The following is a 17770-nucleotide window of genomic DNA, read 5'->3' as shown; positions in this document are numbered from 1 at the left end:
GGTCATTAACCTTGAAAAATTTGAGGGATGACCTCATTTAATCTCCAGTAGCATTTTGACCTGTAATGGGAGGAATTATGCGTCTGGATCGTCTTACTAATAAATTTCAACTGGCACTTGCCGATGCACAGTCCCTTGCTCTGGGACATGACAATCAATTCATTGAACCCCTTCATTTGATGAGCGCGCTGCTTAATCAGGAAGGCGGATCGGTGCGTCCGTTGCTAAGCGCAGCGGGTGCCGATGTGGCTGGTCTGCTCACCACTATTGAACAAGCAATTAATCGACTGCCGCAGGTAGAAGGTACCGATGGCGACGTACAGCCATCCGCCGATCTCATTCGGGTGCTTAACCTGTGCGACAAGCTGGCGCAAAAGCGCGGCGATAACTTTATATCATCTGAATTATTTGTATTGGCGGCCCTCGATTCACGTGGCTCGCTGGCTGACCTTTTGAAATCAGTTGGCGCGACTTCGGACAAACTCTCTAAGGCCATCGACCAATTACGGGGAGGAGACAACGTGAACGATCAAGGGGCTGAAGATCAGCGTCAGGCTTTAAAAAAATACACCATTGACCTTACCGAGCGTGCCGAACTTGGCAAACTGGATCCGGTCATTGGGCGTGATGAAGAGATCCGTCGCACCATTCAGGTGTTGCAGCGTCGTACCAAAAATAACCCGGTACTGATTGGTGAACCTGGCGTCGGTAAAACGGCTATCGCCGAAGGTTTAGCGCAGCGCATCATCAATGGTGAAGTGCCGGAAGGTCTCAAAGGTCGTCGCGTGCTGGCATTGGATATGGGTTCGCTGGTGGCTGGCGCCAAATATCGCGGAGAATTTGAAGAGCGTCTCAAAGGCGTGCTAAGCGATCTGGCGAAACAGGAAGGCAACGTCATTCTGTTTATCGACGAACTGCATACCATGGTTGGCGCCGGTAAAGCCGATGGTGCAATGGATGCGGGCAACATGCTGAAACCCGCACTGGCGCGCGGTGAGTTGCACTGTGTCGGCGCAACTACGCTGAATGAGTATCGTCAGTTTATTGAGAAAGATGCGGCACTGGAACGTCGTTTCCAGAAAGTTTTTGTCGCTGAGCCGAGTGTGGAAGATACCATTGCCATTCTGCGCGGATTGAAAGAACGCTATGAACTGCATCACCATGTGCAGATCACCGATCCCGCGATTGTGGCTGCGGCGACGCTGTCGCATCGTTACATTTCCGATCGTCAGCTGCCAGATAAGGCCATTGACCTGATTGATGAAGCGGCATCCAGTATTCGTTTACAGATGGATTCGAAGCCCGAATCACTCGATCGACTGGAGCGTCGCATTATCCAGTTAAAACTGGAGCAGCAGGCATTAAAGAAAGAGTCTGATGACGCCAGCGTGAAACGTCTGGAAATGCTTGAAAGCGAACTTGATCAGAAAGAGCGTGAATACGCTGAGCTTGAAGAGGAGTGGAAAGCAGAAAAAGCCTCTTTGACCGGCACGCAGAACATCAAAGCAGAACTTGAGCAAGCGCGTCTGACGATGGAGCAAGCGCGTCGCGTTGGCGACCTTGGTCAGATGTCTGAACTGCAGTACGGTAAAATTCCGGAGCTGGAGAAACAGTTAGCCATTGCTACGCAGTCTGAGGGGAAAACCATGAAGCTGTTACGCAATCGCGTAACGGATGTGGAGATCGCCGACGTGCTGGCACGTTGGACTGGAATTCCAGTCGCACGCATGATGGAAGGTGAACGCGATAAATTGCTGCGTATGGAGCAAGAGTTGCACTCACGCGTTATCGGACAGAACGAAGCGGTTGAAGCGGTTTCGAATGCGATTCGACGTAGCCGGGCTGGCCTATCGGATCCGAATCGTCCAATTGGTTCCTTCTTGTTCCTTGGACCCACGGGCGTCGGTAAAACCGAATTGTGTAAAGCGCTGGCTAACTTCTTATTCGACAGCGATGACGCAATGGTGCGCATTGATATGTCCGAGTTTATGGAAAAACACTCCGTGTCGCGTCTGGTGGGTGCACCTCCAGGATACGTCGGCTATGAAGAGGGCGGATATTTGACCGAAGCGGTACGCCGTCGGCCTTATTCGGTGATTTTGCTGGATGAAGTCGAGAAGGCGCATCCTGATGTGTTCAACATCCTACTGCAGGTGTTGGATGATGGTCGCTTAACTGATGGGCAAGGCCGCACGGTGGATTTCCGTAATACCGTGGTGATCATGACCTCGAACCTTGGTTCCGACCTTATTCAGGAACGTTTTGGTTCTCTGGATTATCCGGAAATGAAAGAGGTGGTAATGACGGTTGTTGGACAGCACTTCCGTCCGGAATTTATCAACCGTATAGATGACATGGTGGTGTTCCATCCGCTGGGCGAAAAACACATTGCTTCGATTGCGCAGATTCAGTTGCAACGTTTGTATAAACGTCTTGAGGAGCGTGGCTACCAGCTACATATCTCCGATGATGCGCTCAAACTGCTCGGCGAAAATGGTTATGACCCGGTTTATGGTGCGCGTCCATTGAAGCGTGCTATTCAGCAGCAGATTGAAAACCCGCTGGCGCAGCAGATTCTTTCTGGTGCCTTGGTTCCGGGTAAAACGATTGAAATGGATGTAAAAGACGATGTGATTGTTGCTCATCAGTAATGACATTCACTTGAAACGGGCCTGCGGGCCCGTTTTTTTTGGCCTTTTCGCAAGAATCAGCTGCTTTTTGCAACGTATCGCCTGGAAAGTGAGCGGTCGCGCAAAAACTTGAAATTTGCACTTGTCAGCTCCGAATAACTCCCTATAATGCGCCACCACTGAGACGGCAAAGCGGCAACGCAGACGGCTCAGCAGGGAGTGAGGAAATTCACCCCGCCGGATGAAAACGCTGAAAAAAGTGTTTGACTCCGAAGGAGGAAAGCGTAATATACGCCACCTCGCGACAGACGGTTAACCCGCTGCTCGCAACGCTCTTTAACAATTTATCAGACAATCTGTGTGGGCACTCGCAGGATTGATATCAGCGTCTCCGGACGCAAAAAATATCAAGTCTCACGAGTGAACACATAATGAAATTCATTATGACGTTTTACAGATGAGCATCGCTGCACTCGTTGCAGCAAATCAAACTTAAATTGAAGAGTTTGATCATGGCTCAGATTGAACGCTGGCGGCAGGCCTAACACATGCAAGTCGAACGGTAGCACAGAGGAGCTTGCTCCTTGGGTGACGAGTGGCGGACGGGTGAGTAATGTCTGGGAAACTGCCCGATGGAGGGGGATAACTACTGGAAACGGTAGCTAATACCGCATAACGTCGCAAGACCAAAGTGGGGGACCTTCGGGCCTCACACCATCGGATGTGCCCAGATGGGATTAGCTAGTAGGTGGGGTAATGGCTCACCTAGGCGACGATCCCTAGCTGGTCTGAGAGGATGACCAGCCACACTGGAACTGAGACACGGTCCAGACTCCTACGGGAGGCAGCAGTGGGGAATATTGCACAATGGGCGCAAGCCTGATGCAGCCATGCCGCGTGTATGAAGAAGGCCTTCGGGTTGTAAAGTACTTTCAGCGGGGAGGAAGGCGGTAAGGTTAATAACCTTGCCGATTGACGTTACCCGCAGAAGAAGCACCGGCTAACTCCGTGCCAGCAGCCGCGGTAATACGGAGGGTGCAAGCGTTAATCGGAATTACTGGGCGTAAAGCGCACGCAGGCGGTCTGTCAAGTCGGATGTGAAATCCCCGGGCTTAACCTGGGAACTGCATTCGAAACTGGCAGGCTAGAGTCTTGTAGAGGGGGGTAGAATTCCAGGTGTAGCGGTGAAATGCGTAGAGATCTGGAGGAATACCGGTGGCGAAGGCGGCCCCCTGGACAAAGACTGACGCTCAGGTGCGAAAGCGTGGGGAGCAAACAGGATTAGATACCCTGGTAGTCCACGCCGTAAACGATGTCGACTTGGAGGTTGTTCCCTTGAGGAGTGGCTTCCGGAGCTAACGCGTTAAGTCGACCGCCTGGGGAGTACGGCCGCAAGGTTAAAACTCAAATGAATTGACGGGGGCCCGCACAAGCGGTGGAGCATGTGGTTTAATTCGATGCAACGCGAAGAACCTTACCTACTCTTGACATCCAGAGAACTTAGCAGAGATGCTTTGGTGCCTTCGGGAACTCTGAGACAGGTGCTGCATGGCTGTCGTCAGCTCGTGTTGTGAAATGTTGGGTTAAGTCCCGCAACGAGCGCAACCCTTATCCTTTGTTGCCAGCGGTTCGGCCGGGAACTCAAAGGAGACTGCCAGTGATAAACTGGAGGAAGGTGGGGATGACGTCAAGTCATCATGGCCCTTACGAGTAGGGCTACACACGTGCTACAATGGCGCATACAAAGAGAAGCGACCTCGCGAGAGCAAGCGGACCTCATAAAGTGCGTCGTAGTCCGGATCGGAGTCTGCAACTCGACTCCGTGAAGTCGGAATCGCTAGTAATCGTAGATCAGAATGCTACGGTGAATACGTTCCCGGGCCTTGTACACACCGCCCGTCACACCATGGGAGTGGGTTGCAAAAGAAGTAGGTAGCTTAACCTTCGGGAGGGCGCTTACCACTTTGTGATTCATGACTGGGGTGAAGTCGTAACAAGGTAACCGTAGGGGAACCTGCGGTTGGATCACCTCCTTACCTGAAGATACCTTCCCGCGTAGTGCTCACACAGATTGTCTGATAGAAAGTAACGAGCAGAAAAAACCTCTACAGGCTTGTAGCTCAGGTGGTTAGAGCGCACCCCTGATAAGGGTGAGGTCGGTGGTTCAAGTCCACTCAGGCCTACCAAATTTCTTCTCATGCTGCGTTAAAGCGCCGCTCGTATAGTGAACTATACGTCGCGACACTTTGCCTTGCCTGAAAAGAAATGACCGTTTGTAAAAACGGGACTCCTGGTGAGTGGTAGTAGTGGTCTCTGCAGTAACTGTATGGGGCTATAGCTCAGCTGGGAGAGCGCCTGCCTTGCACGCAGGAGGTCAGCGGTTCGATCCCGCTTAGCTCCACCATTACAGTGACTCAAAACAATACTTCAGAGCGTGCCGGCAACGGCGTGCTGCGAAGTATTATGCTCTTTAACAATCCGGAACAAGCTGAAAATTGAAACGACGTGTTGGTTCATTTCTCCGTAATAAGAAATGAATAACGACATGTTCGAGTCTCTCAAATGCTTGCAGTCTGCAGCGTTGCAAAACGCCTGTGGGTTGTGAGGTTAAGCGACTAAGCGTACACGGTGGATGCCCTGGCAGTCAGAGGCGATGAAGGACGTGCTAATCTGCGTAAAGCGTCGGTAAGGTGATATGAACCGCTACAGCCGACGATGTCCGAATGGGGAAACCCGGTGCACTCAGTGCATCATCGCAACATGAATACATAGTGTTGCGAGGCGAACCTGGGGAACTGAAACATCTAAGTACCCAGAGGAAAAGAAATCAACCGAGATTCCCCCAGTAGCGGCGAGCGAACGGGGAACAGCCCAGAACCTGAATCAGTTTGTGCGTTAGTGGAAGCGTCTGGAAAGTCGCGCGATACCGGGTGATAGCCCCGTACACGAAAGTGCACATTCTGTGAGTTCGAAGAGTAGGGCGGGACACGTGGTATCCTGTCTGAATATGGGGGGACCATCCTCCAAGGCTAAATACTCCTGACTGACCGATAGTGAACCAGTACCGTGAGGGAAAGGCGAAAAGAACCCCGGCGAGGGGAGTGAAACAGAACCTGAAACCGTGTACGTACAAGCAGTGGGAGCCTTCATTTATGGGGGTGACTGCGTACCTTTTGTATAATGGGTCAGCGACTTATATTCTGTAGCAAGGTTAACCGTATAGGGGAGCCGCAGGGAAACCGAGTCTTAACTGGGCGTTAAGTTGCAGGGTATAGACCCGAAACCCGGTGATCTAGCCATGGGCAGGTTGAAGGTTGGGTAACACTAACTGGAGGACCGAACCGACTAATGTTGAAAAATTAGCGGATGACTTGTGGCTGGGGGTGAAAGGCCAATCAAACCGGGAGATAGCTGGTTCTCCCCGAAAGCTATTTAGGTAGCGCCTCGTGAACTCATCTTCGGGGGTAGAGCACTGTTTCGGCTAGGGGGCCATCCCGGCTTACCAACCCGATGCAAACTGCGAATACCGAAGAATGTTATCACGGGAGACACACGGCGGGTGCTAACGTCCGTCGTGAAGAGGGAAACAACCCAGACCGCCAGCTAAGGTCCCAAAGTCATGGTTAAGTGGGAAACGATGTGGGAAGGCACAGACAGCCAGGATGTTGGCTTAGAAGCAGCCATCATTTAAAGAAAGCGTAATAGCTCACTGGTCGAGTCGGCCTGCGCGGAAGATGTAACGGGGCTAAACCATGCACCGAAGCTGCGGCAGCGACGCGTATGCGTTGTTGGGTAGGGGAGCGTTCTGTAAGCCGTTGAAGGTGTGCTGTGAGGCATGCTGGAGGTATCAGAAGTGCGAATGCTGACATAAGTAACGATAAAGCGGGTGAAAAGCCCGCTCGCCGGAAGACCAAGGGTTCCTGTTCAACGTTAATCGGAGCAGGGTGAGTCGACCCCTAAGGCGAGGCTGAAAAGCGTAGTCGATGGGAAGCAGGTTAATATTCCTGCACTTGGTGTTACTGCGAAGGGGGGACGGAGAAGGCTAGGTTATCCGGGCGACGGTTGTCCCGGTTTAAGCGTGTAGGCTGACACCTTTGGTAAATCCGGGGTGTCTTAAGGCTGAGGCGTGACGACGAGCCACCACGGTGGTGAAGTAACTGATGCCCTGCTTCCAGGAAAAGCCTCTAAGCTCCAGGTAACACGAAATCGTACCCCAAACCGACACAGGTGGTCAGGTAGAGAATACCAAGGCGCTTGAGAGAACTCGGGTGAAGGAACTAGGCAAAATGGTGCCGTAACTTCGGGAGAAGGCACGCTGGCGCGTAGGTAGAGGGACTTGCTCCCCGAGCCGAAGCCAGTCGAAGATACCAGCTGGCTGCAACTGTTTATTAAAAACACAGCACTGTGCAAACACGAAAGTGGACGTATACGGTGTGACGCCTGCCCGGTGCCGGAAGGTTAATTGATGGGGTTATCCGCAAGGAGAAGCTCTTGATCGAAGCCCCGGTAAACGGCGGCCGTAACTATAACGGTCCTAAGGTAGCGAAATTCCTTGTCGGGTAAGTTCCGACCTGCACGAATGGCGTAATGATGGCCAGGCTGTCTCCACCCGAGACTCAGTGAAATTGAAATCGCTGTGAAGATGCAGTGTACCCGCGGCAAGACGGAAAGACCCCGTGAACCTTTACTATAGCTTGACACTGAACATTGAGCCTTGATGTGTAGGATAGGTGGGAGGCTTTGAAGCGTGGACGCCAGTCTGCGTGGAGCCAACCTTGAAATACCACCCTTTAATGTTTGATGTTCTAACGTAGGCCCGTAATCCGGGCTGCGGACAGTGTCTGGTGGGTAGTTTGACTGGGGCGGTCTCCTCCCAAAGAGTAACGGAGGAGCACGAAGGTTGGCTAATCCTGGTCGGACATCAGGAGGTTAGTGCAATGGCATAAGCCAGCTTGACTGCGAGAGTGACGGCTCGAGCAGGTGCGAAAGCAGGTCATAGTGATCCGGTGGTTCTGAATGGAAGGGCCATCGCTCAACGGATAAAAGGTACTCCGGGGATAACAGGCTGATACCGCCCAAGAGTTCATATCGACGGCGGTGTTTGGCACCTCGATGTCGGCTCATCACATCCTGGGGCTGAAGTAGGTCCCAAGGGTACGGCTGTTCGCCGTTTAAAGTGGTACGCGAGCTGGGTTTAGAACGTCGTGAGACAGTTCGGTCCCTATCTGCCGTGGGCGCTGGAGAATTGAGGGGGGTTGCTCCTAGTACGAGAGGACCGGAGTGAACGCACCACTGGTGTTCGGGTTGTCATGCCAATGGCATTGCCCGGTAGCTAAGTGCGGAAAAGATAAGTGCTGAAAGCATCTAAGCACGAAACTTGCCCCGAGATGAGTTCTCCCTGACCCCTTGAGGGTCCTGAAGGGACGTTGAAGACTACGACGTTGATAGGCCGGATGTGTAAGCGCAGCGATGCGTTGAGCTAACCGGTACTAATGACCCGTGAGGCTTAACCTTACAACGCCAGAGGCGTTTTGGTCTGAGAGACCTGATTTTCAGCTTGTTTTACCGGATAGATTTGCGCGGCCCGCGAGGGCGGCGTGAGCAAAAGAATTTGCCTGGCGGCTTTAGCGCGGTGGTCCCACCTGACCCCATGCCGAACTCAGAAGTGAAACGCCGTAGCGCCGATGGTAGTGTGGGGTCTCCCCATGCGAGAGTAGGGAACTGCCAGGCATCAATCAGGTGAAGAAGCCCCGAACGGAAGTTCGGGGCTTTTTTACGTCTGTATATTGCTAATTAAAGCTACAATATGGCTGAATTTACATGAAAATCAGCTAAAAACCGCAATAAAAGTTCTCAGTCAGTCACATTTCGTGATCAAGGATTAGAGACGATTCCCGCAATCAGTTAATAGATGCTTTACTCAATCCTTTGGCGTTAATTCTTCGCAAGGAAAAGAGGTAAGCATGACAGACTCACAACAACAAAAAGTGGCACTACCTGAAGCGGCAGCTGACAGTAAACAACGCATCTGGGCGATTGTTGGCGCTTCATCCGGCAATTTAGTTGAATGGTTCGATTTTTATGTTTACTCCTTCTTCTCACTCTATTTTGCCCACGTCTTCTTCCCAAGCGGGGATACCACCACTCAATTGCTGCAAACTGCTGGCGTTTTCGCAGCAGGCTTTTTAATGCGTCCGATCGGCGGATGGTTGTTTGGTTATATTGCCGATCGCCACGGCCGTAAAGCCTCGATGCTGATCTCCGTGTGCATGATGTGTCTGGGATCGTTAGTCATCGCCTGTTTACCTGGCTTTAGCGAAATTGGCATAGCTGCCCCAGTAATTCTTCTGCTGGCACGTATGTTCCAGGGCTTATCGGTCGGTGGGGAGTATGGCACGAGCGCCACCTATATGAGCGAAGTGGCACTGGAAGGAAGAAAAGGATTTTATGCTTCTTTTCAGTATGTGACGTTAATCGGAGGTCAATTACTGGCCGTGCTGACCGTCGTCGTTCTGCAACAACTCCTTAGCGATGAACAGCTTCGAAGTTGGGGGTGGCGTATACCGTTCTTCCTCGGCGCGATATTGGCTGTTGTTGCATTGTGGTTACGTCGTTCTCTCAACGAAACCTCCGAGAAAAAACACCGCGAACATCGTGATGCCGGCAGTATTACGGGATTACTACGCAATCACACGCGTGCGTTTCTGATGGTGCTAGGTTTTACCGCAGGTGGTTCGCTGAGCTTCTATACGTTTACCACCTATATGCAGAAATATCTGGTGAATACCGCCGGGATGGATGCGCGCAGTGCCAGTGGATTGATGACCGGAGCTTTGCTGGTATTTATGTTGATTCAGCCGATCGTTGGCGCACTGTCAGATAAAATCGGTCGTCGAGCCTCAATGATGATTTTCGGTGCTGGAGCAGCAATCTGCACGGTTCCGATTCTGATGCTGCTACAAAATGTGCAAAGCAGCTGGCTGGCATTTTGCTTGATTATGCTGTCACTGATCATCACCAGTTTCTATACCGCGATTAGCGGCATTTTGAAGGCCGAGATGTTCCCACCTGAAGTGCGTGCGCTGGGCGTTGGCCTTTCCTATGCGGTGGCGAATGCCATATTTGGTGGTTCGGCTGAATATGTCGCGTTGCTGCTTAAAAGGGAAGGCATTGAAACCAGCTTCTTTTGGTATGTCTCAGCCATGGGCGCTTTAGCATTCCTGGTATCGTTAATGCTGCATCGTAAAGGGAAGGGGATCGCACTGTAGTTACTGGCTGAGATTCCACAGTGCGATGCCGCTGGCGGCACCGGCGACATCCCAGCTAAGATCTTTCCAACTCCAGCCGCTCCCTGCTGAGCGGCTGTCATACAACTCTTTCCCGACCCCAAAACTGAGCGAAAACAGAAAGCCGAAACGCAAATTTTGCCCACGGCTTTGTTGTTGATGCTGAGAGATCTCACTACCTGCAGCGGCCAACACAGCGGAAGAGAAGTAGTGTTGTGCTTTATCTTTACCCGTCCAGTTATCTTCGGCGACATGCGCACATCCACTACACAGCAAAACCACGCAGAGGATGAGCGCACGCATCGACTAAAGCAGACGGCTAATCAAGCGATCAATACGAATACGGCGCAGGCGGCGAATCAGTTTGCGTACCTTAGCCGGATAATCGGAAATACTCTCCAATTCGCGGAAATGCTGCACCACGGACGTATGCTCACGAATCAAAGCCAGTTCTTTTTCACGCTGCTCAGCCAATTGATTCAGCGGATCGTGAATCAGCACCGCATTTTCCAGGTCAAGTCGCCACGCGCGCGGGTTGAGGTTATTACCTGTGATCATCATCCATTCGTCATCCACCCAAATGCCTTTTAAGTGATAACTGTTCTCGCCATCTTTCCATAAACGCACCGTCAACTGACCGTTATTGACGTAATACTGTAAACGGCTGAGGAAGCGACGCAGATTGATCTCATATAGATAGGGCAACGCCCCGATAATCTTAAACGGCTGCTCCGGCGGGATATAGAAATCATTGGCCGTTTTGTCGCCAATGATGATTTCCACTTCTTTGCCCTGACGCAGTAAATGAATCAGGTTACGTACCAAAATGGCGGGCAGGTTGAAATAAGGTGTACAAAGCGTCAACTTACGCTCGGCGCACGGCATCAAATGGAAGATGGTTTTATTAAGCAGACTGCGTTTACCCAGGCCAACCAGCGGCGTGACGGCAAGTGATTCATTATCTGCATTACCGGTGAACTGATAATTAAAGCTGCGTAGCTCCTGACGGAATTGACGCGTTTCGTTCTTTATTTCCGGGCTGGAAGGACGCTCAGTTTTATCAAGGCGGTTAACCGCATCGGATTCCTTGAGATTTTCGCATATCCACGCATACATGGTATCGGTCAGCTGCGAATTGCGGATCAGCTGATAGCGATCATAACGATACTTATCATGCTGATGAAGATAAACGTCATTCAGGCTCGCGCCGCTATAAAGCAGCGTATCATCAATGATAAAACCTTTCAGATGCAGCACGCCGAGCGCTTCACGCGTGTTAACCGGAATGCCATAAACTGGGATGGCGATATCCGGATGCTGAGCAGCCATTTCGCAATACCAGTCAGCATTGGTCACGCCGCGGGCAGCGCCAATACGACCACGCTGCGCACGATGCCAGTCAACCAAAATACAGACATCCAGTTCCGGACGTGCCTGACGGGCCGCGTACAGCGCCTGCATAATGCCCCGGCCGCCGTCATCATTTTCCAGATACAGCGCGGTGATGCAGATACGCTTTTCTGCCTCGGCAATTTTCGTCAGCAGGGTTTCGCGAAACTCGGCAGGCGAGTAAAGCGTCGTCAGATCCGACACGGATTGTGACAGTTTAGGCAGCTGTGCGAGGTGTTGTTGGTGTTTATTACGTTTAAATTTAGACAACATCACGGTGCACTTCTTCTCTGTTCATTGCATGGCCTTTTGCCATCAAATCATGATCCTAACGGTAAATAATACCATCAACCGGCCTGTAGAGGAGGATTTTTACCTTTCTGTACAGGTTAGCTGATGACGTTACCGAGCGGCAAATTCAGGCTGACAATGCCATCATCCAGTTGAATATTCACACGAAAGTTGAGTTTTCGCGCCAGCGTAATCATGCCGCTATTGTTTGGCATGGTGATACCGTTCAATTGTTGCAGGCCATGATCGCGCGTATAGCGAATCATCTTCTCCAGCAAGCGCCTGCCCATGCCCAACCCCTTAAGATCGGATCGTACCAGCACCGAGAATTCAGCATCGATATTGTCTGCATCCGAAATCGCGCGCGTCACGCCAATAATTTCGTCAGTGCCGTTATGCTGGCGCACCGCCACAATCGCCATTTCACGGTCATAATCGATTTGCGTCATATTCGCCAAATCTTCATGGGTGAACTCATTGATTTCACTGAAATAGCGATAGTAGAGATCTTCTTTGGTGACCTGAGCGATAAACGCGCGCAGTTGCGGTTCATCTTCCGGCAGAATGGGGCGGAACAAGCAATGTTGCCCATCTTTCAGCTCTACTTGCTCTTCCAGATGATGCGGATAAGGGCGGATTGCCAGGCGTGTTTCGTTATCACCGCTAAAGGGCGCCAGATGCAACGTAACGTCCAGCAGCGTAAATTCATCGGCCGATGCCAGCAGCGGATGAATGTCCAGGCGTTGAATCTCCGGACAATCGACCACCAGGTTGGAAACCTGCACTAACAGCTGACTAAGCCCGGTAATATCCAGCGGTCGTAAGGCGCTACGGCTGCGTACTTTGCCGCTTTTCATCGCCTGAATCACCAGATAGCGCGCCAGCGTCATATTCAGTGGCGGCAAAGCGACGGCGGCTTGCTTATCAGGCTGCCACTCGACGCCACCTTCGCCCAGCAGGATGATGGGACCAAACAGCGGATCCTGTTCGACCACCACGCGTAACTCCTGTGCCCCGGCGCGGTTCGCCATACTTTGTACCAGCAGGCCATCAATATGCGCCTGTGGATGGGTTACGCGCACGCGATCGAAAATGGCTTCAGCCGCTTGTTCTACTTCTGCGGCACTGCGCAGATACAGCATTACGCCTTGTACCTCGGACTTGTGCGGAATATCCGGCGAACGCAGTTTAAGTGCCACGGGATAACCAATCTGATCGGCGATTTTGCCCGCGGCAGCGCTATCGCTGGCAATCCAGGTGGGCAGCGTTGCCAATCCGTAAGCCTGCAACACCGGCTGTACTTCATGGGTATCCAGTGTAGCGATGCCTTTATCCAGTGCTTGTTGAATCAGCTGATGCGCCTGTGCGCTGTTCTGGGTCAGCCCGATCGGTAGCGCGGGCGTCTCACGTAACTGCTTTTGGTTACGGCGATATTCCACCTGATGCATAAAGGCGGTTATCGTTCCTTCGGGTGTGCGCCAGGTGGGAATGCCAGCCTGGGTAAAAGCGCGCCGTGCGACCTGCGAGGAGTATTCACCGCACCAGTTAGTCAGCAGCGTGATCTGCTTGCCACGCGGATGTTTGGCAACTGCAGCAATAATCTGCTCGGCCGTTTCACTGGAGGGCGATACGGCGCTTGGCGCATGAATGATCATCAGTGCATCAAGTTCATGGCTATCCAGCAGCCGCTCGATGCAGGCGACATAGCGCGCCGGCGTCGCATCATCTTTCAAATCGAGCGGATTACCGCGGCCAACGCCTTCCGGCAGCAGTGCGGCCAGCGCCTGCAACGTCTCTTCGCCCAACGTCGCCAGCTTACCGTTGCGCGCATACAATTCGTCTAATGCCAGCGCAGCCGGTGCTGCGCCGTTACTGATGATCATCAGGCGATCGCCGCGCAGTGGTCGCATATGGCTTAGCGACTCCACCGCCGTAAACAGCTCGTGCGTATCCTGCACGCGCAGCAAACCGGCGCGCTGAATTGCCGCATCCCAGGCCGCATCCAGCCCGCTGTGGGTGCCGATCATCGCCTGCGCCTGATGGCTGCGACCACTTTTAATCACCAGAATCGGTTTATTACGCGAGGCGCTGCGTGAAGCGGAAACGAAACGACGCGCATCGCTGAGGTGTTCGAGATAAAGCAGAATCGCGCTGGTTTTGCCATCGCGCGCGAGGAAATCCAGCAGATCATCAACGTCGATATCCAGGCTATCTCCCAATGCGATAAACCAGGAGAAGCCGAGATTGCGCTGCTGTGCCCAATCGAGAATAGTGTTAGAGACCGCTGCGGATTGGGAAATAAAAGCAATGCGTCCTTTGGCAATGGGTACCGGCGAGAAGCTGGCATTCAACCCTTGCCACGGCGCCAGCAACCCTAAGCTGTTGGGCCCGAGCAGGCGAATTTGCCATTGACTGGCGCAGGCTTTTAGCTCTTCCAACTGGCTGGACGGTGCCGAGAGAATAATGCAGGCCTTACAGCCTTTTTCACCCAGCTGTTGCAGCAGTTCGAGATTCCGTTTGGCGTGAGTACAGATAACGGCGAGATCGGGTGCGAAGGGCAGGCTGGCAATATCGGGCCAGGCCAGCACGCCGCTCACCGCTTTGTACTTCGGCGTCACCGGCAACACTGGACCGCTAAATCCGCCGGCCAGTAGATTACGCATCATAAAGTAGCCGGCGCGCCCCGGTGTAATCGAGGCACCGATTACCGCGATTGATTTAGGTCGTAACAGCGCTTCCAGTCCGCGTTGGCTCATCATCCGCTCCTGCCATTAAGATTGGCATGATTGTAAACGCTTTTTACCGCGCTTGCCGATTCGCCGATCGCAGGCTGAGGATCTCTTTTAGGTTCCAGCGTTTTAAATGGCCGACATACTGCATATTCTGCTGCACCTGCCATGCAGAGACATCGCCGTCCCGTAAATGCAGTAAATCCGCCGGGCTGACCCAATTAGCCTGTCCCTGCAACAGTTCAATACCCGCGTGATGATAGCCCGCCAATACAAATTCGGAGCAGAAGAAGCGATTGGCTTGAGGATCGTCAACATCAGCTAACTGCACGCGGGCCATTGCGGTAAGGCAGGCACTGCGAACTTCTTCATTGACGAGCGGCAGTTCACACAAACGGCGTGACACCATAAACGGCATAAACATCACGATGCCTTTGAAGTTGTATTTTTTGCCTTGCTGTAAATCGGCAAACTCCCGTAAGCGCAGCATTTGCTCGCTGGTCATGCCAGGCACGCGCAGCACCAGCAGACTATTGCTTTCATCTATAGCAAGATTTAGTGGAATGATTTTAACGCCACTGCCAACCGCTTCCGCAACCTGTTCATCACCAAGATAAATCGCGGCATGGCTTACGCCAGTCAGAGTAAACAGGCGAATTCCCCAGGATTGTGGTGACGTGGCCGATGAGAGCAACAAATCGCCGGGCATCAAAGCGCTGCTTGAAATCAGTGCGGTAGGGCGTGTGCTGGCAGATTGCAGCTGCGGCGGAAAAGCGCGGTCGGGTTGCGGGGCGGTGCTGCAGCCGGTGAGCGGCAGCATCAGCAGCCAGAAGATTTTCATCGTGCATCCTTTGCATATAAAGCCAACTCCGTGGCGATGCGCGACTATAAATCAAACGTGCCGGTTACAAAAGAGGCAAATCCTTAAAGGACATTTTCGAGGCTATGCACCGGATGATGCGGTTTCCCCGCCAGATAAGCATGACGGAAACGTGCGAAATAGTGCTGCAATTCCGTGGCGGCAGCGAGATCGCCCGCCTGTTCCAGCAGCGCGGCAGCGACCTCGGCAGTACAGTGCTGGCCTGCGCCGTGGGCTTCGCGCAGCGTGTAGCGCGATGGCGTCGAAACGTTAAGCGACATCACCGGCAACGCATCAAGCCACGGGCTTTTGCGGAACATCTTGCGCGCTTCAGTCCAGGTGCCGTCGAGCATGATGAACAGCGGCGGTTTACCGGTAAGTGGCGGGCGGGTGAGGACTTGGCGATCGGCATCGGCATACGACGCGGGAAAAACCACCAGCGGCTGATAATGTTCATTTTTAACCGCCGCCAGCAGCGCGGCATCCTGCTCGGTACGCGACCAGCCAAAGGCCTCGGTGTCCGGTAGAACATCGGCGATTAATCTGCCGGTGTTACTCGGCTTCATCGGCTCGGTATCGAACATCACCAGACAAAAGCGGCTACGCGCTTGCTGTGGCTGGATCGTGGCGCACAGACAATTTTTTTGCGGCAACAAGCAGCGTTGGCAACGTACGACACGATTCCCACGCGCAAGAAACGGGCGCGTGGCGCGCGCTAAACGTTGCGCACGTAAGCGCAGGACGGCATTTTCAAACATAGATTCGCTGGCAGGAGAAAAAACGCCAGTGTAATGGAATTAGTGGGGAAAGGTAATAAGGAAGGCCAGCTTGCGGCTGGCCATCAGCGGTTTACAGCGATTCGTCGAGCCATTCGTTGAACGGCGCTTTCGGCATCGCGCCATTTAGCATGTCGACCATCTCACCATTCTTGAACAGCATAATGGTGGGAATGCTGCGAATACGGAAACGCGCGCTAAGCGCCGGTTCAGCTTCGGTATTCACCTTAACAAAGCGCACCTTACCGCGACGCTCGTCAGCAACATCTTTAAACACCGGCGCGAAGTTTACGCACGGGCCGCACCACGGCGCCCAGAAGTCGATCACCACGGGCAGATCGTCTTGCAGATACTTATCCAGCGTGGCTGCCGTGGCGTTGGCGACTTCGCCATTAAACAGCTCGCTACCACAACGACCACATTTCGCTCCATCGGCAATACGCGACTCTGGCACGCGATTGGTTGCCTGACAGGCGGCACAAACTGTATTCATATTTACCTCAACCCGAACCTGTAAATCTGATGATTGCGGGACATTATGAAAAGGTTGAGTGCTATGCTCAATCTGGATTACCCAATAGGTTCAATAGTTGATAGCTAAGCACCGACACATCAGGTAATCTTCGCGCTCTCAATGCTGGAGGAACAGATGAACGACGAATTTAAAGGCAAAAGCGGCAAGGTAAAAGTGATGTACGTACGTGATGAGGATGGCGGTCAAAAGCCGAATCCCCGTACCGGCAAAGGCGGCCGTCCTGCTGCGCGCCAGGAAGATAATCGTCGTTCTGGTCCTCGCAGTGCACGTACTAATGAAGAGGGTGGCCGTAGCGGTGCACCGCGTGGCGCACGCAGCGAAGCGGGCGGTCGTGGTTCTGCGCCACGTGATGCGCGCAACAGTGAGCGTGGCCGCAGCTTTGGTCAGCGCGACGATCGTGGTAGTGACAGCCGCAGCTTCGGTGATTCACCGTGGCGCACCGTTTCACGTCCGCCCGTCGCCGATGACAGCCAACTGGATGATGCCGACAACAAGCCGGTCATCGATCCCGAGCAGATTCGCCGTCAGCGTCAGGAAGAGACGCGCGTATACGGTGAAAATGCCTGCCAGGCGCTGTTCCTGAGTCGTCCGGAAAGTATCGTGCGCGCCTGGTTCATTCAGAGCGTGACACCGCGTTTCCGTGAAACCCTGCGCTGGCTGGCGGCCAACCGTAAAGCCTATCACGTGGTGGAAGATGCCGAGCTGACTAAAGCTTCAGGTACAGAACACCACGGTGGCGTGTGCTTCATTATCAAGAAACGCATGGGCATGCCGGTTACCGAGTGGCTGACAAAGGCACCGACTAAAGATTGCGTACTGGCGCTGGAAGATGTCAGCAACCCGCACAACCTCGGCGGCATTATGCGTAGCTGCGCGCACTTCGGTGTGAAAGGTTTGCTGGTGAATGACGCTTCACTGCTGGAGTCAGGTGCGGCAGTGCGTACCGCCGAAGGTGGCGCTGAGCACGTTCAGGCGATCAGCGGCGAAAGCTTTGCCGCTGGCCTGGAAGCTTTCCGTAAAGCGGGTTACACCATCGTTACCACTTCCAGCCACGAAGGCACACCGCTGGCAAAAGCTGAGCTGCCGGCCAAAATGGTACTGGTATTAGGTCAGGAGAGCGAAGGTCTGTCAGACAGCGCTTTCCAGCAAGGCGATCTCAGCCTGTCGATTGGCGGGACTGGCAACGTTGAAAGCCTCAACGTGTCAGTGGCGACCGGAATTTTGCTCGCCGAATGGTGGCGTCAGAACGCATAAAAAAACGGGCCGCAAGGCCCG

The 17770-nt window shown here is 53.1% G+C and carries 9 protein-coding genes, 2 tRNA genes and 3 rRNA genes; 8 read left to right on the top strand and 6 right to left on the bottom strand.

Annotation, left to right across the window (positions count from 1 at the left end; translation table 11 throughout):
• Nucleotides 1-77 precede the first annotated feature (77 nt).
• The 7 genes from clpB (at nt 78) to AC6I8K_RS14390 (ending at nt 9898) form a co-directional block, all read left to right on the top strand.
• Complete coding sequence (gene clpB, locus AC6I8K_RS14420) at nt 78-2651, top strand: ATP-dependent chaperone ClpB (RefSeq protein ID WP_497826940.1); 2574 nt, start codon at nt 78-80, stop codon at nt 2649-2651.
• A 473-nt stretch (nt 2652-3124) separates the two neighbouring features.
• Nucleotides 3125-4666: ribosomal RNA gene (locus tag AC6I8K_RS14415) — 16S ribosomal RNA — on the top strand.
• A 73-nt stretch (nt 4667-4739) separates the two neighbouring features.
• Nucleotides 4740-4816: transfer RNA gene (locus tag AC6I8K_RS14410), tRNA-Ile, on the top strand.
• A gap of 142 nt (nt 4817-4958) precedes the next feature.
• Nucleotides 4959-5034: transfer RNA gene (locus tag AC6I8K_RS14405), tRNA-Ala, on the top strand.
• A gap of 201 nt (nt 5035-5235) precedes the next feature.
• A 23S ribosomal RNA gene (locus AC6I8K_RS14400) occupies nt 5236-8144 on the top strand.
• Between the two features lie 100 nt (nt 8145-8244).
• Nucleotides 8245-8360, top strand: a 5S ribosomal RNA gene (rrf, locus tag AC6I8K_RS14395).
• The 16S, 23S and 5S rRNA genes sit together here with 2 tRNA genes alongside, the layout of an rRNA operon.
• A gap of 233 nt (nt 8361-8593) precedes the next feature.
• Nucleotides 8594-9898: an MFS family transporter gene (locus AC6I8K_RS14390; protein ID WP_497826939.1), complete on the top strand. Its 1305-nt coding sequence runs from the start codon at nt 8594-8596 to the stop codon at nt 9896-9898.
• Here AC6I8K_RS14390 and AC6I8K_RS14385 read toward each other — a convergent pair whose 3' ends face one another.
• From AC6I8K_RS14385 to trxC, 6 genes are all read right to left on the bottom strand, one after another.
• On the bottom strand, nt 9899-10219 hold the full coding sequence (locus AC6I8K_RS14385; protein WP_483816006.1) for a YfiM family lipoprotein: 321 nt from the start codon (nt 10217-10219) through the stop codon (nt 9899-9901).
• A 3-nt stretch (nt 10220-10222) separates the two neighbouring features.
• Nucleotides 10223-11578, bottom strand: coding sequence for a CDP-diacylglycerol--serine O-phosphatidyltransferase (gene pssA / locus AC6I8K_RS14380; protein WP_064739639.1), 1356 nt, complete (start codon nt 11576-11578; stop codon nt 10223-10225).
• Between the two features lie 116 nt (nt 11579-11694).
• Nucleotides 11695-14352, bottom strand: coding sequence for a bifunctional acetate--CoA ligase family protein/GNAT family N-acetyltransferase (locus AC6I8K_RS14375; RefSeq protein WP_497827254.1), 2658 nt, complete (start codon nt 14350-14352; stop codon nt 11695-11697).
• Nucleotides 14353-14395: 43 nt separating this feature from the next.
• Entirely contained in the window at nt 14396-15166 is a 771-nt protein-coding gene (locus AC6I8K_RS14370) for a YaeF family permuted papain-like enzyme (RefSeq protein WP_497826938.1), read from the bottom strand.
• 83 nt (nt 15167-15249) lie between these two features.
• Complete coding sequence (locus AC6I8K_RS14365) at nt 15250-15942, bottom strand: tRNA-uridine aminocarboxypropyltransferase (RefSeq protein ID WP_064739636.1); 693 nt, start codon at nt 15940-15942, stop codon at nt 15250-15252.
• 91 nt (nt 15943-16033) lie between these two features.
• On the bottom strand, nt 16034-16453 hold the full coding sequence (gene trxC, locus AC6I8K_RS14360; protein ID WP_064739635.1) for a thioredoxin TrxC: 420 nt from the start codon (nt 16451-16453) through the stop codon (nt 16034-16036).
• A gap of 156 nt (nt 16454-16609) precedes the next feature.
• Here trxC and AC6I8K_RS14355 point away from each other — a divergent pair, with 156 nt between their 5' ends.
• Nucleotides 16610-17749, top strand: a complete 1140-nt coding sequence (locus AC6I8K_RS14355; protein WP_064739634.1) for a tRNA/rRNA methyltransferase — start codon at nt 16610-16612, stop codon at nt 17747-17749.
• Nucleotides 17750-17770 lie beyond the last annotated feature (21 nt).

Source organism: Pantoea sp. X-Soil-ISGK-421 (assembly GCF_059730785.1).
This window is presented reverse-complemented; position numbering and strand designations above follow the sequence as displayed.

What these genes read in the sequence shown, in the direction of transcription:
- clpB (WP_497826940.1), top strand. Translation starts at nt 78, where the DNA reads ATGCGTCTGGATCGTCTTACTAATAAATTTCAACTGGCACTTGCCGAT.
- AC6I8K_RS14390 (WP_497826939.1), top strand. Translation starts at nt 8,594, where the DNA reads ATGACAGACTCACAACAACAAAAAGTGGCACTACCTGAAGCGGCAGCT.
- AC6I8K_RS14385 (WP_483816006.1), bottom strand. Translation starts at nt 10,219, where the DNA reads ATGCGTGCGCTCATCCTCTGCGTGGTTTTGCTGTGTAGTGGATGTGCG.
- pssA (WP_064739639.1), bottom strand. Translation starts at nt 11,578, where the DNA reads ATGTTGTCTAAATTTAAACGTAATAAACACCAACAACACCTCGCACAG.
- AC6I8K_RS14375 (WP_497827254.1), bottom strand. Translation starts at nt 14,352, where the DNA reads ATGAGCCAACGCGGACTGGAAGCGCTGTTACGACCTAAATCAATCGCG.
- AC6I8K_RS14370 (WP_497826938.1), bottom strand. Translation starts at nt 15,166, where the DNA reads ATGAAAATCTTCTGGCTGCTGATGCTGCCGCTCACCGGCTGCAGCACC.
- AC6I8K_RS14365 (WP_064739636.1), bottom strand. Translation starts at nt 15,942, where the DNA reads ATGTTTGAAAATGCCGTCCTGCGCTTACGTGCGCAACGTTTAGCGCGC.
- trxC (WP_064739635.1), bottom strand. Translation starts at nt 16,453, where the DNA reads ATGAATACAGTTTGTGCCGCCTGTCAGGCAACCAATCGCGTGCCAGAG.
- AC6I8K_RS14355 (WP_064739634.1), top strand. Translation starts at nt 16,610, where the DNA reads ATGAACGACGAATTTAAAGGCAAAAGCGGCAAGGTAAAAGTGATGTAC.